The 19383-nt window shown below is 70.4% G+C and carries 16 protein-coding genes; 5 read left to right on the top strand and 11 right to left on the bottom strand.

What is annotated here, in order from left to right; genetic code table 11:
* The first annotated feature begins 5 nt into the window (after positions 1–5).
* Both ACTOWL_RS32725 and ACTOWL_RS32720 read left to right on the top strand, forming a co-directional pair.
* Complete coding sequence (locus ACTOWL_RS32725; protein ID WP_441325485.1) at positions 6–1139, top strand: M42 family metallopeptidase; 1134 nt, start codon at positions 6–8, stop codon at positions 1137–1139.
* Positions 1136–2632, top strand: a complete 1497-nt coding sequence (locus tag ACTOWL_RS32720) for an FGGY-family carbohydrate kinase (protein ID WP_441325484.1) — start codon at positions 1136–1138, stop codon at positions 2630–2632. Before ACTOWL_RS32725 ends, ACTOWL_RS32720 begins: the two co-directional genes overlap by 4 nt.
* A 4-nt stretch (positions 2633–2636) precedes the next feature.
* Here the strand turns inward: ACTOWL_RS32720 and ACTOWL_RS32715 are convergent, their stop codons facing one another.
* Positions 2637–3815, bottom strand: a complete 1179-nt coding sequence (locus ACTOWL_RS32715) for an efflux RND transporter periplasmic adaptor subunit (RefSeq protein ID WP_441325483.1) — start codon at positions 3813–3815, stop codon at positions 2637–2639.
* A gap of 16 nt (positions 3816–3831) precedes the next feature.
* On the bottom strand, positions 3832–6996 hold the full coding sequence (locus ACTOWL_RS32710; protein WP_441325482.1) for an efflux RND transporter permease subunit: 3165 nt from the start codon (positions 6994–6996) through the stop codon (positions 3832–3834).
* 286 nt (positions 6997–7282) lie between these two features.
* On the opposite strand from ACTOWL_RS32710, the gene ACTOWL_RS32705 reads away from it, so the two are divergent.
* Positions 7283–7912: a TetR/AcrR family transcriptional regulator gene (locus ACTOWL_RS32705; RefSeq protein ID WP_441325481.1), complete on the top strand. Its 630-nt coding sequence runs from the start codon at positions 7283–7285 to the stop codon at positions 7910–7912.
* Positions 7913–7937: 25 nt separating this feature from the next.
* On the opposite strand, the gene ACTOWL_RS32700 is transcribed toward ACTOWL_RS32705, so the two are convergent.
* The 3 genes from ACTOWL_RS32700 to ACTOWL_RS32690 all read right to left on the bottom strand — a co-directional run bounded on the left by ACTOWL_RS32700 (position 7938) and on the right by ACTOWL_RS32690 (position 11388).
* Complete coding sequence (locus tag ACTOWL_RS32700) at positions 7938–9233, bottom strand: MFS transporter (protein ID WP_441325480.1); 1296 nt, start codon at positions 9231–9233, stop codon at positions 7938–7940.
* 124 nt (positions 9234–9357) lie between these two features.
* Positions 9358–10116 (bottom strand): fumarylacetoacetate hydrolase family protein, encoded by a 759-nt coding sequence (locus tag ACTOWL_RS32695; protein ID WP_441325479.1) that lies wholly within the window; start codon positions 10114–10116, stop codon positions 9358–9360.
* Between the two features lie 84 nt (positions 10117–10200).
* Positions 10201–11388: a pyridoxal-phosphate-dependent aminotransferase family protein gene (locus ACTOWL_RS32690; protein WP_441325478.1), complete on the bottom strand. Its 1188-nt coding sequence runs from the start codon at positions 11386–11388 to the stop codon at positions 10201–10203.
* 140 nt (positions 11389–11528) lie between these two features.
* Here ACTOWL_RS32690 and ACTOWL_RS32685 point away from each other — a divergent pair, with 140 nt between their 5' ends.
* On the top strand, positions 11529–12242 hold the full coding sequence (locus ACTOWL_RS32685; RefSeq protein WP_441325477.1) for a GntR family transcriptional regulator: 714 nt from the start codon (positions 11529–11531) through the stop codon (positions 12240–12242).
* 133 nt (positions 12243–12375) lie between these two features.
* Positions 12376–15306, top strand: a complete 2931-nt coding sequence (locus ACTOWL_RS32680; RefSeq protein WP_441325476.1) for an FAD-binding and (Fe-S)-binding domain-containing protein — start codon at positions 12376–12378, stop codon at positions 15304–15306.
* 10 nt (positions 15307–15316) lie between these two features.
* Here ACTOWL_RS32680 and ACTOWL_RS32675 read toward each other — a convergent pair whose 3' ends face one another.
* The 6 genes from ACTOWL_RS32675 to sctQ form a co-directional block, all read right to left on the bottom strand.
* A complete protein-coding gene (locus tag ACTOWL_RS32675) occupies positions 15317–15733 on the bottom strand; it encodes a DOPA 4,5-dioxygenase family protein (protein WP_441325475.1) in 417 nt (138 codons plus the stop codon).
* Between the two features lie 58 nt (positions 15734–15791).
* Positions 15792–16802, bottom strand: a complete 1011-nt coding sequence (locus tag ACTOWL_RS32670; RefSeq protein WP_441325474.1) for an EscU/YscU/HrcU family type III secretion system export apparatus switch protein — start codon at positions 16800–16802, stop codon at positions 15792–15794.
* On the bottom strand, positions 16799–17602 hold the full coding sequence (gene sctT, locus ACTOWL_RS32665) for a type III secretion system export apparatus subunit SctT (RefSeq protein WP_441325473.1): 804 nt from the start codon (positions 17600–17602) through the stop codon (positions 16799–16801). Before sctT ends, ACTOWL_RS32670 begins: the two co-directional genes overlap by 4 nt.
* Positions 17602–17901 carry a type III secretion system export apparatus subunit SctS gene (gene sctS / locus ACTOWL_RS32660; protein WP_441325472.1) on the bottom strand — a complete coding sequence of 100 codons (300 nt, stop codon included), beginning with the start codon at positions 17899–17901 and terminating at the stop codon, positions 17602–17604. Before sctS ends, sctT begins: the two co-directional genes overlap by 1 nt.
* A gap of 7 nt (positions 17902–17908) precedes the next feature.
* The gene (gene sctR / locus ACTOWL_RS32655) at positions 17909–18565 is read right to left on the bottom strand and encodes a type III secretion system export apparatus subunit SctR (protein ID WP_441325471.1); all 657 of its coding nucleotides are present in this window, start codon (positions 18563–18565) and stop codon (positions 17909–17911) included.
* The coding region (sctQ, locus tag ACTOWL_RS32650) for a type III secretion system cytoplasmic ring protein SctQ (protein WP_441325470.1) at positions 18558–19383 on the bottom strand (826 nt) is incomplete at its 5' end. The genes sctQ and sctR, both read right to left, overlap by 8 nt.

The following is a 19383-nucleotide window of genomic DNA, read 5'->3' as shown; positions in this document are numbered from 1 at the left end:
CGGCAATGGCGACGGACCTGCCGGGGGACGACCCGGTCAAGCAGCGCCTGCGCGGGCTGGTGGCGGAGCTGATGCTGATCCCCGGCCTCAGCGGCCATGAGGGGCGGGTGCGGCGGCATCTCGCCGGGCTGCTCTCCGGGCTCGGCATCGCCTCGCGCTCCGACCGGCTGGGCAACCTGATCGCGACCATCGAGGGCACGGTCGCCGGGCCGAGCGTGATGCTGTTCGCGCATATGGACCAGCTCGGCCTGATCGTCCGCAAGATCGAGCCCGGCGGGCTGGTGCGGGTGGAGCGGCTGGGCGGGGTGCCGGAGAAGGCGCTGGCCTCGCAGGCGGTGGTGTTCTGCGTCGGCGCCGGCCGCGACGTGCCGGGGGTGATCGCCAACAAGAGCCACCACGCCACCTCGCAGGAGGAGAAGTACCGCGTCCTGCCCTATCCCGAGATCTATATCGACGCCGGATTCGACAGCGCCGCCGCGGTGCTGGCCGCCGGCATCGACATCGGCACGCCGGTGGTCTATGCGCCCAAGGTGGTCGATCTGGCGGGCGACCGCATCGCCGGCACCGCGATCGACGACCGCGCCGGCTGCGCCGTGATTATCGAGGTCGCCCGGGCGCTGCTGGCGGCGCCGCGCCGACCGACGGTGCATCTGGTGTTCTCGGTGCAGGAGGAGTTCAACCTGCGCGGCGCGGTCACGGCGGCGCAGGTGCTGGCGCCGGACATCGCCATCCAGCTCGACATCATCCTCGCCACCGACACCCCGGACATGGCCCAGCGCGGCGATGTCCGGCTCGGCGGCGGCCCGGCGATGAGCCTGTACAGCTTCCACGGCCGCGGCACGCTGAACGGCACCATCCCGCATCCGGCGCTGGTCGCCCTGTTCGGCGAGGCCGCTCGGGACGCGGGCATCCCGCTGCAGAAGAGCGCGCATGTCGGGCTGCTGACCGATTCCTCCTATGTCCAGCTGGTCAACGCCGGCGTGGCCTCGATCGATCTCGGCTACCCGGCCCGCGGCACCCATTCCTCGCTCGAGATCTGCGACCTGTCCGACCTGGCCGGGCTGGCGCGGCTGCTGGCCGCCGGCATCGGCCGCATCGACGACGGCTTCAGCCTGGACCGCGACCGGTACGAGACATGACCCATACTCTCGGCATCGACATCGGGACCTTCGAATCCAAGGGCGTGCTGGTGGCCGCGGATGGCAGCATCGCCGCCATGGCCGCCAAGCCGCACAAGCTGATCGTGCCGCAGCCGGGCTGGGCCGAGCACCGGCCGAAGGAGGATTGGTGGGACGACGTCACCTTCCTCTGCCGCACGCTGCTGGCCGACAGCGGCGTGCCGGCCGCGTCGATCCGGGCGGTCGGCACCAGCGCCATCGGGCCGTGCATGCTGCCGGTCGATGCCGCGGGCGAGCCGCTGATGAACGCGGTGCTGTACGGCGTCGACACCCGCGCCCATCAGGAGATCGCGGACCTGACGGCGCAGATCGGCGAGGACGTGCTGCTGGAGCGCTGCGGCAACGCCCTGACCTCGCAATCGGTCGGGCCCAAGATCCTGTGGCTCAAGCGCAACCGGCCGGACATCTTCGCCCGCACGGCGAAGATCCTGACCTCGACCTCGTTCCTGGTGCACAAGCTGACCGGCCGCTTCGTCATCGACCACTACACGGCGGCCAATTCCAGCCCGTTCTACCTGGCCGACGAACTGGCCTGGAGCGATGAACTGGCGCCCGGCATCGTCGATCTCGGCCAGATGCCGGATTTGGCCTGGAGCACCGACATCGTCGGCACCGTCACCCGGCAGGCGGCGGCGGAGACCGGGCTGGCCGAGGGCACGCCGGTGATCGCCGGCACCATCGACGCGGCGGCCGAGGCGGTCAGCGTCGGCGTGCTCGACAGCGGCGACATGATGGTGATGTACGGGTCGACCATCTTCACCATCCTGCTCGGCGACACCCGGCTGCGCGACCCGCGGCTGTGGTGGGCGCCCTGGCTGATGCCGGGCCAGCACGCGGCGCTGGCCGGCCTGGCCACCAGCGGCACGCTCAGCCACTGGGTCCGCGACCAGTTCGCCCGCGATCTGGACCCGGCCACGGCGATCCCGGCGCTGGTGGCGGAGGCGGAGCAGTCTCCGCCCGGGGCGCGGGGGCTGGTGCTGCTGCCCTATTTCTCGGGCGAGCGCACGCCGATCCACGACCCGCAGGCCAAGGGCGCGTTGTTCGGCCTGAACCTGACCCACACCCGTGGCGACATCTGCCGGGCGGTGTTCGAGGGCATCGCCTGCGGCACCGCCCACATCGTCGAGACCTATCGCGAGGCGGGGCAGGTGCCGCGCGCGGTGTATTCGGTCGGCGGCGGCACCAAGAACCGGGTGTGGTCGCAGGCGACCTCCGACATCTCCGGCCATCCGCAGATCCTGCGGCAGAAGACCTTCGGCGCCAGCTATGGCGACGCCTTCCTGGCCGCGCTGGCGGTCGGCGACGTCCAGCCGGGCGACATCCGGGTGTGGAATCCGACCGCCTCGGAGATCACGCCCGACCTGTCCCATGCCGAACTCTACCGGCGGCAGTTCGGTGTGTTCAAAGACCTGTATCCGGCGACGCGCGACCTGATGCGGCGTCTGGACGGGTGAGTCTCTACGACCCGGCCTTGGCCTGCTGCTGCTGTTCCGGCAGCGGCTGCACCGGCATGCCGGGGTAGAAGATCTTCTGCGTGTTGCCGGTGATGACGCGGTCGCCCTCGGCCAGGCCCTTCTCGATGGCGACCAGCGCGCCGTCCGTCGGGCCCAGCGTCACCAGGCGCTGCTCCGCCTTGTTGTCCTGGCTGACGACATAGACGTAACGCCCGAACTGGCTGGCGGCGACGGCCACCTGCGGCACCATCAGGGCATCCGGCTGCGGCTTCAGATGGACGCGCACGCGGACATACTGGCCGGGCAGCAGGCCGAAGTCGCCGTTGCCGACGGTGGCACGCGCCAGGATCGTCCCGGTCTGGTTGTCGACGGCGTTGTCCAGGAAGGTCAGCTCGCCGCGGTGCTTCGCCTCGGTCTCGCCCGGCAGCAGCACGTCGATCATGACCTTTCCCGCGGCCTGCGCGGCCCGGATCTTGCCCAGCTCGCTCTCGCTGGGGTTGAAGGTGACGTAGATCGGGTCGAGCTGCACCAGGGTGTTGAGGGCGGCGCTGCCGCCGACGCTGACCAGCGTGCCCACCGGCGCCTGGTTGCGGCCGAGCCGCCCGGCGAAAGAGGCCCGGATCTCGGTATAGCCCAAGTTCAGCTCGGCCTGGCGCTGCGCCGCCTGATCGGCGGCCAGGGTGGCCTGGGCCTGCTTCAGATTGCTCTGGCGCTGATCGAAGGTGTCCTTGTCCAGCCAGCCGTTCTTGCTCAGCTCGCTGCCGCGATCGTAGTTCGAGCGCAGGTAGTCGATATTGGCCTGGTCGCGCTGCAGCTGGGCGTTGGCCTGGTCCAGCGCGGCCTGGAAGTCGCGCGGGTCGATCTTGTACAGCAGGTCGCCCGGCTTGACGTCGGTGCCGTCGGTCGCCGGCTGCGCCTGGATATAGCCGGACACCTTGGCCTGCAGGCTGATGGCGGCGATCGATTCGGTGCGCGCCGAGTAGTCGAGATAGATCGGCAGCGACCGTTTGAGCACCGCCGCCACCGGCACCGGCATGGCGGGCGGCGGCCCCCCGGCTGGCGCGGCTTCGGCCTGCACCGGGCCGTTGAGCAGCGCCAGGGGAAGGCGGCCGGTCTGGTACAGGCCGGCGACGACAGCGGCGGCCACGACGATCGATCCCAGGACGACGGTACGGACGCGCATGGCGCGATTCTCCACTCTATTCGGCCGGGCCGGCCTTCGGCTCGAGCCGATGGCCGTCGGTGGCATGGGGGCTGTCCGTGCCGCCGCGGCGTTCACGGAAGGACTCGATCACGGCGTAGAACACAGGCACGAAGATCAGGGTCAGGATGGTGGCGGCCAGCATGCCGCCGAACACGGTGGTGCCGATCGACTGGCGGCTGGCGGCGCCGGCGCCGGTGGCGATCATCAGCGGCACGACGCCCAGGATGAAGGCGAAGGCCGTCATCAGGATGGGCCGAAGCCGCAGCCGCCCGGCTTCCGCCGCCGCCTCGACGATGCTGTGGCCCTCCTCGCGCAGGCGCTTGGCGAACTCCACGATCAGAATGGCGTTCTTGGCCGCCAGGCCGATCAGCATGACCAGGCCGATCTGCGAATAGACGTCGATCTGCATCTGCCGGGCCCACAGCGCCGCGAACGCCCCGAACAGGGCCAGCGGCACCGCCAGCAGCACCATGAACGGCATCGACCAGCTTTCGTACTGGGCCGCCAGGATCAGGAACACGAAGACGAGGGCCAGCCCGAACACCAGGGCCGCCACCGATCCGGCCTGCAGCTCCTGGAAGGTGATGCCGGTCCATTCATAGGTGAAGTCGCGCGGCAACGCCGTGGCCGCTGCCCGCTCCATCGCCGCGATCGCCTGGCCCGAGCTGTAGCCCGGCGCCGCGGCGCCGTTGATCTTGGCGGAGGTGTAGTTGTTGTAGTGCGGCACCGTGTCCGGCCCCGCAATCGGCTTCAGGTCGCCCAGCGTGCTCAACGGCACCATGCCGCCGGCCGAATTGCGGACGTAGAGACGCGAGATGTCGGTCGCCGATCCGCGGGCGTCCTTGTCCGCCTGGATGGTGACGCGGAAGGTGCGGCCGTACAGGTTGAAGTCGTTGATGTAGAGCGACCCGAGATAGATCTGCAGCGTGTTGAACACGTCGGGCAGGGTCAGCCCCAGCATCTTCGCCTTGTTGCGGTCCAGGTCGTAATTGTATTGCGGGGTCGTGGTGCTGAAGCTGCTGAACAGCTGGTGCGGGTCCAGCTCGGGCTGCTTCCGGGCCTCGGCGAGAACTGCCTGGGTCGCCGCGCTCAACGCCGTGACGCCCTGGCCGGACAGGTCCTCGATCTGGAATTCGAAGCCGCCCGTGGTGCTGATGCCCGGAATCGACGGCGGGTCGAAGGCCAGCGCGAAGGCTTCGGGGATCTGCATCAGCTCCGCGCCCACCTTCTGGGCCAGGGCCGACGCGCTCTGGTCCGGCCCGCGCTCGGACCAGGGCTTCAGGATGGCGAACTGGGCCGCGGAGTTCGACTGGGCGGCGCTGGTCAGGAAATTCAGGCCGACGATCTCGCCGACCGTCTCGATCCCCGGCGTCGCCTCCAGGATGGCGCGGGTCTTCTTCGCCACCGCCTCGGTGCGTTCCAGCGACGCGCCGTCGGGCAGCTGGATGACGACGAAGAAATAGCCCTGATCCTCGACCGGCAGGAAGGTCGAGGGCAGGCGCGTCGACACCCAATAGGTCAGGCCCAGCCCGGCCACGAACAGGATCATGACCAGCCAGCGGATGCGGATCAGGAAGCGCACCAGGGCCGCGTAGCCATGCGACAGTGTATTGAAGCCGGCGTTGAACCAGCGGAACAGGATGAAGGGGGTGTGCTGCCGGTGCCGCAGGAACGCGGCGCTCAAGGCCGGGCTCAGCGTCAGCGAGTTGAAGGCCGACAGGCCGACGGAGATGGCGACGGTCAGCGCGAACTGATTGTACAGGCGGCCGGACACGCCAGGGATGAAGGCGACCGGGATGAACACCGCCATCAGCACCGCGGTGGTGGCGATGATCGGCCCGGTCACCTCGGTCATCGCCTTGCGCGTCGCCGCCAGCGGCGGCAGCCCGGCCTCCAGCTGCCGTTCGACATTCTCGACCACGACGATGGCGTCGTCGACCACCAGGCCGATCGCGAGCACCATGCCGAGCAGGCTCAGCATGTTCAGCGAGAAGCCCATGCCCTCCATGATCACCAGCGTCGCGATCAGCGACACCGGGATGGCGATGACGGGGATCAGGGTGGTGCGCCAGTTCTGCAGGAAGATGAAGACCACCAGCACGACCAGCGCCAGCGCTTCGAGCAGCGTCTTCAGCACGTCTTCCATCGCCGCCGACACGAAGCGCGTGGTGTCGTAGCGGATGCCGTATTCGATGCCCTGGGGGAAGCGCTGCTTCAGCTCCTCCATCTTGCTCTGGACGGCCTCCTGCAGCGCCAGCGCGTTCGATCCCGGCTGCTGGAACACGGCCACGACCACCGCGGGCCGCCCGCCGAAATAGCCTGAGGACGAGTATTGCAGGGCGCCCAGCTCGATCCGGGACACATCGCGCAGCCGCACCACCGATCCGGACGCCGGGTCGGCGCGAACGACGATGTCGCCGAACTGGGCCGGATCGCTCAGGCGGCCGGTGGCGTTGACCTGCAGTTCGAAGGCGGTGCCCGCGGGGGCCGGCGACTGGCCGATCTTGCCGGCCGCCACCTGCACGTTCTGCTCGGCGACCGCGTTCTGCACGTCGACCGCGGTGACGCCCAGATTGGCCAGCTTGTCCGGGTCCAGCCAGATGCGCATGGAATAGCGCCGCTCGCCGAAGATCTGGACATTGCCGACGCCGGGCAGCCGCTTGATGGGGTCGATGATCTGCAGATAGGCGTAGTTGCTCAGCTCCACAGGGTCGACCGACCCGTCCGGCGACGTCAGGTCGACGATCAGAACGAAGTTCGGGTTCTGCTTCTGGATCGTGATGCCGCCCTGGTTGACGATCGCCGGCAGCGACGAGGCGGCCTGCGACACCCGGTTCTGCACATCGACCGCGGCGATGCTCAGCGGATAGCCGACCTGGAAGGTGACGGTGATGTTCGAGGTGCCGTCGTTTGACGAGGTCGACGACATGTACATCATGCCCTCGACACCGTTGATCTGCTGCTCCAGCGGCGTGGTCACCGTGTCGGCCACGACCTGGGCGCTGGCGCCGGGATAGGCGGCGCTGACCACCACCTGGGGCGGGGTGATGTCGGGGAATTGCGAGACCGGCAGCAGGAAGTACGAGATGCCGCCGGCCAGCACCATGATCACCGCGATCGCCGAGGCGAAGATCGGGCGCTGGATGAAGAAGCCGATCATGACCGGGTCGCCCGCGCCGTGGTCCGGCCGAGCGGGCAGCACTGCGCCGCGCCGTCGTCGCACGCACCGCAGAAAATCGCCGAGGCCGACCCCCAGGCCATGGTAAACCTCATGGTTAAGTTAACTTTGTGGTTGATTATCGTTCCGGCGAGCCGTCGTCAAGCTGAGCTTCGGCCCTTACACCCTCTGGCTGGGTCGGATCTTGACCTGATCCTGCTGGGGTGTTACCGGTAAGTAACAGAATATTGGTGCACTGCGAAGATACCGTCAAGGGCAATCAGTAGCTATGACGACGATCACACCCCCGAGGCTGGGGGGCCAGGCAGGGCCCAGCTGCGAGCTGCGGCCGCGCGACCGGATCCTCGGCACGGCCCGCGACCTGTTCCACAAGCACGGTTATCGTGGCGTCGGCGTCGACGCCATCGCCGAGGCCGCCGGCACCAACAAGATGACGCTGTATCGGCATTTCGGGTCGAAGGACGACCTGATCGTCGAATGCCTGCATGGCCTCGCCGACGAGGCCGACGCCATCTGGGCCGGCATCGAAGAGAAATACCTCGGCGACCCGGTGGCGCAGCTGCATGCCTGGGTCCAGGTCGGGGCGGACTGCGCGATCGCGGATGCGCGCGGCTGCGACATGGTCAATGCCGCGGTCGAGCTGACCGAGCCCGGCCATCCGGCCCGGCGCGTGATCGAGGATTTCAAGACGGCCCAGCGCGACCGCCTGGTGCGGTTGTGCCGGACCGCCGGCGCCACCCAGGCGGAGCTTCTGGCCGACACGCTGTGGCTGCTGCTGGAGGGCGCCCGGGTGAGCCGGCAGAGCGTCGGCGCCGAGGGGCCGAGCGCCCGCTTCATCCGGATGGCCGAGGCGATCATCGCCGCCTTCCTGCCGCGCGAGACCGCCGGCGCCCCCTGAGCCCGGCGGTCCCGTCTCTATTGGCTTAGCCGGCCGTGACCGGCGTGCCGCCCGGCGCCTCGGCCGGCGGTGCGGCGCCGGCCTCGTCGAACGGCTTCTCCGGCCGCATCAGCAGGGCGGTGGCCGCGCCCAGCGCCATCAGCCCCATCGACAGCAGGAACGGCAGGTACCAGTTGCCGGTGGCGTCGATGATGGCGCCGGCGGCCAGCGGCGAGACGATCGCGGCGAAGGCCGAGCCGGTGTTCATCAGGCCGGCGGCGGTGCCGGAGTATTTCGGCGCGATGTCCATCGGAATCGACCACATCGGGCCGATCACCAGCTCGGCGAAGAAGAAGCCGGCCGACAGGCACAGCGCCACGGTGGTGATGTCCTGGACATAGAGGATCGGCAGCAGCGACAGGAAGGCGCCGATGAACCCGAGCATGGTGACGCTGATGCGGGCCAGCCGGACATTGCCGGTGCGGTGCAGGATGCGGTCCGACAGCACGCCGCCCAGCGTGTCGCCGACCACGCCGGCGAAGAACACGCCCGAGGCGAACAGGGCGGAGTTCCTGATGTCCAGGCCGTAGCCGTTCTTGAAGAACAGCGGCAGCCAGTTCAGGTACAGCCACAGGCACCAGCCGTAGCAGAAATAGGTCAGGGTGACCGGCCACATTCGGCGCAGCAGCGGGCCCCACGGCACCTTCGGCCGCGGCCCGGCCGGGCGGGCCGGCAGAGTCTGCAGCTCCGCCGCCGTGATTGCCGGGTGGTCGCGCGGCTCGTTGCGGAAGTACCAGACCCAGGCGACGACCCAGAGCAGGCTGATCACGCCGAGGAAGACGAAGGAGCCGCGCCAGGTCAGCAGCACCGTCAGCGCCGCGATCAGCGGCGGCGTGATGGCGTTGCCGAGTCGGGCAAAGGCATGGGTCAGGCCCTGGGCGAAGCCGCGCTTGCCGGCCGGCGTCCAGTACTGCATGGCGCGGGTCGCGGTCGGGAAGGTGGCGCCCTCGCCGAAGCCGAGCAGCAGCCGGGCGATGAACAGCGTGGCCAGGCCCTGGACGAAGCCGGTCAGGATGGTCGCCACCGCCCAGATCAGGCCGCACCAGAACAGGGTCCGGCGCGGCCCGAAGCGGTCGCCGACCCAGCCGCCGATCACCTGGAACACCAGATAGGGATAGGCGAAAGCCGAGAACACCAGGCCGAGCTGGGTGTTGCTGAGGCCGAGCTCGTGCTGGATCTCGCCGGCCGCGGTGCCGATGTTCACCCGGTCGACATAGGTGATGAAATACATCACGCACAGCAGCCCCAGCACGCCATGCGTGGCCTTGAGCCGTTTGAACATGCCTCTCCTCCCAGTGTGAGGGCGGCGCCGGAACCGCGCCGCGCATCGAGGGGCCGCGCCGGTCGCGCCGGCGCGGTCGTTGCGGCCGGGCGCTGAGCGCCGCGGCCGAAGCGTGCGGGGCGGGTCAGGCCGACCGGGCCACCGCGACGCGCCCGATGCCGGCGAACTCCGCCTCCGCCCGGCTGCCGGGCGCCAAGGGAAGCAGGCCGGTGGTGGATCCGGTGGTCACCAGGTCGCCGGCGCGCAGGGCCTTGCCCGCCGCGGCCAGCGCGTTGGCCAGCCAGGCCAGCAGATCGAGGATGTCGCCGGCGGGATTGCCGCCGCGCCGCTCCACCACCGTGCCTCCGTCGATCACCAGGCGGACCGGCGTCTCCGCGAAGGCTGGTTTCGCTGGCATCGGCGCGGCCGATCCGACCACCAGCGCGCCATGCGACTGCAGGTCGGCCAGGGCCAGCTCGGGGGCGAGGTCGGGCCAGGCGGCGAAGCGGCTGTCGACGATCTCGAACACCGCCACGACCTCGCCGACCGCCGCAGCCACGTCGCTGCGATCATAGGCGCGGTCCGTCGGCGGCAGGTCCCGGACCAGGCGGAAGGCCAGCTCCGCTTCCAGCCGCCACAGCCCGTCGCGCGGCAGGGTGACGCCGGACCGGTGCAGCCGGCTGGCCGGCAGCGGCGCCCGGATCGGCGTCGCCGTTGGTGATTTGCGGCCGACCTTCCAGCCGGCGATCGGGCCCAGACGCAGCATGTCCTGGACGCGATAGGCCTCTGCCGGCGACGTGATGCAGGCATTGGCCGGGATCCGGGCGATCGGGGTGCCGGTCTCCAGACTCCGCGCCAGCAGGTCGGCGAGGCGCGCGACCGCTCCTGTGTCCGTTGCGTCCATCGCTGCCTCCCAGACATGGCCCGGCCGTTCCGGCGCAAGGCGCCGGTCGCACCGATCCTGATTGACGAGTGATTCGCCGCCGCGTCAGGCGGCGGCGACGTCCCCGGCCTGGCCGTTCAGCGCCGCCATCGCCGCCGCGACCCCGCCGGCGCGGTGCGGCACGCCCGCCGCCGCCAGCCCCATCTCGACGCCGGCCAGGGCGCCCATCAGCACCAGCTCGTTGCAGGCGCCGAGATGGCCAATGCGGAACACCTTGCCGGCCAGCCGGCCGAGGCCGGAGCCGAGCGACATGTTGAAGCTGTCCAGCACCAGCTTGCGGAACCGGTCGGCGTCATGGCCCGGCGGCAGCAGCACCGCGGTCAGCACCGGCGAGACTTCCGCCGGCTCCAGGCACAGCACCTCGAGCCCCCAGGCGCGCACCGCCGCCCGGGTCGCCGCCGCCAGCCGCCTGTGCCGCGCGAACACGGCGTCCAGCCCTTCCTCCTGCAGCATGGCCAGCGCCTCGCGCAGCCCGTACAGTAGGTTGGTCGCCGGGGTGTAGGGGAAGAAGCCGCCGGCATTGGGCTTCAGCATCTCGGCCCAGTCCCAGTAGGAGCGGGGCATCCGGCTGGCCTTCGACGCGGCGATCGCCTTGTCGGAGATCGCGGTGAAGCCGAGGCCCGGCGGCAGCATCAGGCCCTTCTGCGAGCCGCTGACGGTGACGTCGACCTGCCATTCGTCATGGCGGTGGTCGACCGAGGCCAGCGACGAGATGGTGTCGACCAGGAACAGCGCCGGATGGCCGGCGGCGTCGATGGCGCGGCGGATCTCGGGGATGCGGCTGGTGGCGCCGGTCGAGGTCTCGTTGTGCACCACCATCACCGCCTTGATGGCGTGGCCGCGGTCCTCCGCCAGCTTGGCCTCGATCGCGGCGGGGGCGGCGCCGTGGCGCCAGTCGCCGGGAATGAAGTCGACCTCGACGCCCCAGCGCGCCGCCATCTGCCGCCACAGCGTGGCGAAATGGCCGGTCTCGGCCATCAGCACGCGGTCGCCGGGCGACAGGGTGTTGACGATCGCCGCCTCCCAGGCGCCGGTGCCGGAGGAGGGGTAGATGATCACCGGGCCGGAGGTCTTGAACACGGCCTTGCAGCCCTCCAGCACCTCCTGGCCGAGCCGGGCGAAGTCCGGGCCGCGATGGTCGATGACCTGCTGGCCGATTGCCCGCAGGATGCGCTCCGGCACCGGGCTCGGCCCCGGGATCTGCAGGAAATGCGGTCCGCTGCTGCTGGTCATGATCCCTCCCTGGGGCTGTGGCCGGCTGAGCGGCGTCTGATGACGACAATAATGAATTCATTTTTTGATCGGTCAAGCGTATTTTTGTCGACGGGTGCGGGCTATCGACGCCGCCTTCCGGGCAGGATATTGGTTTCAGCATGACGACGGCGACCTTGAAAACGGCATCCGACGCTCCCGCGCCCGCTTCGCTGCATGCCGGGCTGCTGGCGCGGCTGCGCGACTACATCGTCGAGGGCCATCTGCCCGACGGGGCGCGGGTGCCGGAGCGCGACCTGTGCGAGCGGTTCGGCGTGTCGCGCACGCCGCTGCGCGAGGCGCTGAAGGTGCTGGCGTCCGAGGGGCTGATCGACCTGCTGCCCAACCGCGGCGCCCGTGTCCGCGGCCTCGGCGCCCGTGACATCGGCGAACTGTTCGACGTCATCGGCGGGCTCGAGGCCCTGGCCGGGCGCCTGGCCTGCGAGGCCGCGACCGAGGACGAGATCGCCGCGGTCGAGCGCCTGCACCATGAGATGTACAGCCACTATCTGCGGCGGGAGATGCATGACTATTTCCGCTGCAACCAGCTGATCCACCAGGCCATCGTCGATGCTTCGCGCAACGAGGTGCTGAAGGCGACCTATGCCGGCATGGCGGGCCGGGTGCGGCGGGTGCGCTACTCCGCCAACTTCGCCCGCAAGCGCGACCGCTGGGGCGAGGCGATGCGCGAGCATGAGGAGATCCTCGACGCGCTGCGCCGGCGCGCCGGCGCCGAGTTGGCTGACGTCCTGTTCCGGCATCTCCGGAACAAGCAGGCGGCGGCGATTGAGCATCTCGGCGAGGGCGGCTGGGGCGGTGACGGCGAGTCGGCGTAAAGTTGTGCCAATTTTGAATTCAAAATTGGGGATCTAGATGATTGAGTTTGAATTCCAAATCGCCGTGAGCTAAAGGAATCCAGGCAAGCCCGCCCGTGGAGTCGCGGCTAGAGACGGGCGGAAAGGGAGTCCGATGGCGGGTCTGGACCAGAAGCTGCGGGCCGAGATCGACGGCGACGTCCTGTTCGACGCGTTCAGCCGCGGCCGCTACGCCACCGACGCCTCGCACTACCAGATCATGCCGGCCGGCGTGGTGGTGCCGCGGAGCATGGATGCGGCGGTGCGGGCCCTGGCCCTGGCGCGTGAGGCGGGGGTGCCGGTCACCGCCCGCGGCGGCGGCACCTCGCAATGCGGCCAGACCATCAACCGCGGGCTGGTGGTCGACGGCTCGAAGCACCTCAACCGGATCCTGTCGCTCGACGTCGAGGCCCGGCGCTGCACGGTCGAGCCCGGCATCGTGCTCGACGAGCTCAACCGCCGGCTCAGGCCGCACGGGCTGTGGTTCCCGGTCGATGTGTCGACCGCCTCGCGCGCCACCATCGGCGGCATGGTCGGCAACAATTCCTGCGGCGGCCGCTCGCTGCGCTACGGCACCACCTGCGACAATGTCGTGTCGATCGACGCCGTCCTGGCCGACGGCAGCGCGATGCAGTTCGGCGAGGTCGCGGCCGACGCGGTCGACGGCATCAACGACCCGCGGGCACGGGCCCTGGCGCAGCGGCTGCTGGCGATCGGCGGGCGCGAGTCGGCCGAGGTCGCCGCCCGCTTTCCGAAGGTGCAGCGCCGCGTCGGCGGCTACAATCTCGACGCCCTCGCCCCCGCCCGTGGCCGGGTCAACCTGGCCCATATCCTGGTCGGGTCGGAGGGCACGCTGGCCTATTCCACCGCGGTCGAGCTGAAGCTGTGGCCCCTGCTGGGCCGGCGGGCCCTCGGAATCTGCCATTTCGGCTCCTTCCACGCCGCCATGGACGCGGCCCAGCACCTGGTCAAGCTGAAGCCGATCGCGATCGAGCTGGTGGACGCCACCATGATCGCCCTGGCCGGCGAGATCGCGATGTTCCGGCCGACCCTCGACGCCATGCTGCGTGGCGAGCCGGCGGCGCTGCTGCTGGTCGAGTTCGCCGAGGACGAGGCGGAGAATGCGCGGCGGCTGCAGCAGCTCGGCGATCTCATGGGCGATCTCGGCTACGCTTTCGACCACGACCGGGCGCGCTGGGGCGGCGTGGTCGAGGTGCTGGACCCGGCGCTGCAGGCGGCGATCACCGATCTGCGCACCTCCGGCCTCAACATCATGATGTCGATGAAGGACCAGGCGAAGCCGATCTCCTTCGTCGAGGACTGCGCCGTGCCGCTGGAGCATCTGGCGGAATACACCGCCAGGCTGACCGAGGTGTTCGAGAAGCACGGCACCCGCGGCACCTGGTACGCCCATGCCTCGGAGGGCTGCCTGCATGTCCGGCCGGTGCTGAACCTGCGGCTGGAGCGGGACGTCAAGGCGATGCGCGCCATCGCCGAGGAGGCCTTCGCCCTGGTCCGCGCCTACAAGGGCTCGCATTCCGGCGAGCATGGCGACGGCATCGTCCGCAGCGAGTTCCACGAGGCGATGTTCGGGTCGCGGCTGGTGCGCGCCTTCGAGGAGGTGAAGCAGGCCTTCGACCCCGACGGCGCGCTGAACCCCGGCAAGATCGTGCAGGCGCCGCGCTTCGACGACCGCAGCCTGCTGCGCTACCCGCCCGGCTACCGGGCGGAGGAGCTCGCGCCGCGGCTCGACTGGGCGGCCTATCCCGGCGCCGCAGGCGGGCTGCAGGGCGCGGTCGAGATGTGCAACAACAACGGCGCCTGCCGGAAGCTGGAGGGCGGCGCCATGTGCCCGTCCTACCGCGTCACCCGCGACGAGCGGCACGTCACCCGCGGCCGCGCCAACAGCCTGCGCCTGGCGCTGACCGGCCAGATCGGCCGCGACGCCTTCGCCTCGGACGAGATGGCCGAGACGATGAAGCTGTGCGTGTCCTGCAAGGCCTGCAAGCGGGAATGCCCGACCGGCGTCGACATGGCGCGGATGAAGATCGAGGTGTTGGCCGCACGCGCCGCCCGAAACGGCTTCTCGCTGCGCGACCGGCTGGTGGCGACCCTGCCGCGCTACGCTCGCTTCGCGGCGATGGCCGCGCCGCTGCTCAACCTGCGCGACCGGGTTCCGCCGCTGGCCCGGCTGTCGGAGCGGCTGCTCGGGTTCAGTGCCCGCCGCCGGCTGCCGGCGTGGCGCCGCGACCGCTTCCGGGCGCCGGCCGTCCCAGGCCCCGAGGGCGGGAAGGAGGTCGTGCTCTGGGCCGACAGCTTCAACGCCGCCTTCGAGCGCGAGGTTCTGGACGATGCCGTCGCCGTGCTGGCCGGTGCCGGCTACCGCGTCCACGTCGCCAGGCCCGCCGACGGCTCGCGCCGGCCGCTGTGCTGCGGCCGGACCTTCCTGTCGGTCGGCGATGTCGATGCCGCCCGGGCCGAGTTGACCCGCAGCCTGGCGGCGCTGCGGCCGTTCCTGGAGCGCGGCGTGCCGGTGGTGGGGCTGGAGCCGAGCTGCCTGTTCACCTTCCGCGACGAGGCCGTGGCGCTGCTGCCGAGCGACGAGTCGCGCCGGGCCGCGGCCCATGCGCTGCTGTTCGAGGAGTTCGTCGCCCGCGAGGCCAAGGCCGGGCGCTTCGCACCGGCCCTCGCGCCGGTCGCCGCCAGGGCCCTGCTGCACGGCCATTGCCACCAGAAGGCCTTCGGCGCCATGGGTGCGGTGCAGGCGGCGCTCGGGCTGATCCCCGGCCTGGCGGTCGAGACCGTCGAATCGAGCTGCTGCGGCATGGCCGGCGCCTTCGGCTACCAGGCGGAGACGATCGACGTGTCGCTGGCCATGGCCGAGCTGTCGCTGCTGCCGGCGGTGCGGCAGGCCGCGCCCGACACCGTCGTGGTGGCGGACGGCACCTCCTGCCGGCACCAGATCCGCGACGGCGCCGGGCGCGAGGCGGTGCATGTCGCGCGGCTCCTCGCCGCCAGCATGGCCGCGGCGGCCGGCCAGTCCTGAAAGCGGGGGCCTAGGCGGGCCGGACCGGGTCGGTGTTCGGCTCCAGCGGGCCCTCGGCCTCGTCCTCCTCGGGCAGGACACCGCCATGCACCGGCAGCGGCGTCCCGATCCAGACCGGGTCGACCAGATGGTCCCGGCGCGGGTTGCTGGTGTTGGGATGGACCAGGATGCTTAAGCCCCCATGGTTCAGCATCAGCCAGGGCACCAGCGTCGCGAACAGCTCTGTGGCGAAGGAGACCTGGAACATCGCCTGGTCGTGCGGCCCGACCCTGACCTCGTGCCAGCGGCCGAGGCGGACGCGGAAGCGCTCGCCGATCCAGCCGCGCAGCCGCTCGGCCCAGTCGCGGGTCGCAATCGGGTCGAAATAGACATGGGCGTGGTAGCTGGCGATCTCCGCCACCGGCCGCGGCGCTTCCTTCGACTCCATCGCGCGTCTCCCGCTCTCGTCGCCCGACCATAGCGCAGGACGGGGGACGACGGGGGCGTCACACCGCGCCGAGCCGCAGCAGGATCCGGGCCAGGGCGTCGAAATGCTCGTTCGGGATGGCCTCGCCGATCTTGCCCTCGGCGTGCAACTGCCGCGCCAGCAGCGGCGCCGTCTCCATCGGCACGTTGGCCATGCCGGCCTTGAACGATTTGCTGACCAGCATCGGCACCGAGGTCTCGCCGGGGACGAAGCGGATGCCGACGGTGACCGCGCCGTCGGTGACGAACAGCGTCGGCGCGGAGGATCCGCCCTCGCCGCGGGCCAGGCCGCGATGCAACTGCCGCCGGGTGCTGCGGATGAACGGGTCGCCCTCCTGCTCCTTGCGCTCGCGCTTCATCTCGCTGCGGGTCATCCGCTGGTCGCGCTGGAACAGCCAGCGCTGCAGCAGCATGTCGATCAGGGCGAAGACCAGCAGCACCGCGATGATGCCGATCAGCACCGGCTTCAGCGTCGCCACCAGCACCAGGCCGATGCAGTCGCGGCCGCATTGCGGCGTCACCAGCACCGCCCGCAGCGCCCCGAGGGCGAGCAGCCCGATCACCCCCAGGAGGGTGCAGGCCTTCACCACCGCTTTCACGAACTCCAGCAGGTTGCGCAGGCTGAACAGCCGCTGGAAGCCGCTGACCGGGTTGATCTTGTCGCCGCGCGGCACCAGCGGGTCGAACGAGAACGGGATGCCGCGCAGGAAGCCGACATTGGCGAGGACGCTGGCGACGACGATGACCAGCACCAGCGGCGCGACGATCTTGGCCGCCAGCGACAGCAGGGTCGGGATGATGGTGTAGCTCTGGTCGAACGGCTTGGCCGTCAGGGCGATCGGCTCGGTCAGGATGGCGCGGAACGCCTCCATGATCGCCGACCCCTCGACCCCGAGATAGAGGAAGCCGGCAACGAGCGCGACCACCGTGACCAGATCGCGGCTGTGCGCCACCTGGCCCTTGCCCCGGGCGTCCGCCAGCTTCTTGGCGCTGGCGGGAAGGCTCTTGTCCTCGCTGGTCTGCTGGCTCACGGCAGCACCGTCCGGGCGAGGTCGAGCACGCCGCGCATCGAGCCCAGGCTGTCGTTGAAATAGGGCACCAGGAAGATGGCGTAGATCGGCAGCACCAGCACCAGCGCCGCCGACTTCACCGACAGCGACAGGTCGAAGACATTGAGCTGCGGCGCCATCCGGCCGATCACGGCGAGCGCGATGTCGGCCAGCAGCATCACGATCACCAGCGGCACCGCGAGCAGCAGGCCGAGCCGGACCACGTGGTCGAGCAGGCCGAGCAGCAGCGTCGGCGTCTCACCGGTGAAGGGCGGCAGCAGCTCGGTCACCGGCCACAGGGCGTAGCTGGTGTAGAGCGCCTCGGCCACCACCCCGAGGCCGTTGCCGGCGAAGAACAGGGCCAGCAGCACCAGCACGAACAGCGTGCCGACCGGCGAGGCCTGGCCCGAGGCGTTGGGGTCGAGCAGATAGGCGCCCATGACGCCGCGCTGCATGTCGATCAGCTCGCCCGCCGCCTCCACCGCCCAGAAGGGCAGGCCGAACAGCAGGCCGAGCAGGAGGCCGATCACCGCCTCCTTGGCCACCAGCATCAGCATCTGGCCGGGCTGCAGCGGCGTCAGCACCGCCAGCTCCGAGGTGACCTGCGACGCCATCGGCAGGGCGATGGCGATCATCACCGCGCTGCGCAGGATGCCGGTGAGGCCGAGCCAGGAGAACATCGGCAGCACCGCGGCCAAGGCGATCGGGCGGGCGATGCCGATCGAGACGGCGGTGACATAGGGCCCGATCAGCTCGGCCAGGAGCCGGAAGGATTCGAGCATCAGGGCGGCGCGGCGTCTGCCGGGATCGCGCCGCGGGTGATCGCCGGGAAGTCGGTGAAGATCCGGTCGGTGTAGCGGACCAGCGGGCTGGCCAGCATCGGGCCCAGCAGCACCAGGGCCAGCACCACGGCGATCACCTTGATCGCCATCGGCAGGGTCTGGTCCTGGATCTGGGTCACGGCCTGGAACAGGCCGACCAGCAGGCCGACCGCGGCGGCGATGGCGAGCGCCGGCAGCGACAGCAGCAGCGTCAGGGTCAGCGCCTCCTGCAGCAGATGCGAGATCACCGCCTGGTTCATCGCCGCCTCAGCTGCTGTAGCTCAGGATCAGGCCGTGCAGCAGGCGCGACCAGCCGTCGACCATGACGAACAGGAACAGCTTGAACGGCACCGAGATCGCCAGCGGAGACACCATCATCATGCCCATCGCCATCAGGATCGCCGAGACGATCAGGTCGATGACGATGAAGGGCAGGTACAGCAGGAAGCCGATCTCGAAGGCCCGGGTCAGCTCGGAGATGACGAAGGACGGGATCAGGATGACCATGTCGTTCGGCGTCGCCGCGGCGCTGGCCTCCGGCGGCCAGACCCGGGCGGTGGCCGAGAGCAGGAAGTCGCGCTCCGCCGGGTCGGTGAAGCGCATCAGATAGGCGCGCACCGGCTCGATCGCCGACTGGATCACCGCCTGCCAGTCCTGCATGCTGCGCAGCCTCAGCGCCGGGTCGCTGACCCGGGCATAGACCTCCGCGATCACCGGCCCGGTGATGTAGATCGTCAGCATCAGGGCGATGCCGTACAGCACCATGTTCGGCGGCGTCTGCTGGATGCCGAGCGCGTTGCGCAGCAGCAGCATGACCACCGAGATCTTCAGGAAGGCGGTGAGGGTGACGACCAGGAACGGCACCAGGCTGACCAGCGTGACGATGCCGAGGAGCGGCAGGACATCCGGCGGCGCCTCATTCATCGCCGAACAGCCGCACCACGCGCACGCCCAGCTCGTTTTCGATCCGCACGATCTCGCCGCGGCCGATGCGCCGCCCGTTGGCGACGATGTCGACCGCCTCGCCCGGGTCGCGGCCGAGCGGGATGACCGCGCCGGGGGCCAGGCCCTGCACCGCGGCCAGCGGCAGCTCGCTGCGCCCCAGCTCGAACACCAGCGTCACCGGAAGCTGGTCCAGCCGCTCCGCCGGCGGCGCCGCGGCATCGCTGTCGGGATCCGCCATCCATCCACCTCCATCCTGCAGGGCCAGGGGCCGCCGCGGCCCCGCGACCGTGACCGTACCGCGGTCGTGCTTCGCCGCATGCGACCAGCCCTCGCCATAGACCACCAGCGCCTCGCCGGGCGGACAGGCGACATCGGGAAAGACGACGTCGCCGGGCGCGATCCCTTTGAACTCGGCCAGGCTCAGCCGCACCGCGCCGATGCGGATGGCCAGCGGCACCGGCAGCCCGGCGCAGGGCGCGGGCCGGGCCGGTGCGGCGCCGATCAGGCGGCGCAGGGCCGGGCCGGCGGCGGCATCGGCGGCGAGGTGCAGCGCCGTCTCGGCAAAAGCGTGGCGGATGGCGACGGCGCAGCGGAAGGCGGGCGCAAAGGCCGGCGCCAGGCCGACGCTCTCGATCGCGATCGGCACTCCGGCCGCCGCTTCCAGCACCGGCAGCAGGTCCGACAGCACGGCCTCGAGCAGCAGTGCCGCCAGCTCCGGCTCCAGCTCGGCGACCGGCAGCCCGGCGGCCTCCGCCAGCGCCTGCTCGACCAGCAGCGACGGCACCAGCAGCGCCAGG

This window comes from Inquilinus sp. CA228, from assembly GCF_052078665.1.
Taxonomy (GTDB): Bacteria; Pseudomonadota; Alphaproteobacteria; order DSM-16000; family Inquilinaceae; genus Inquilinus.
This window is presented reverse-complemented; position numbering and strand designations above follow the sequence as displayed.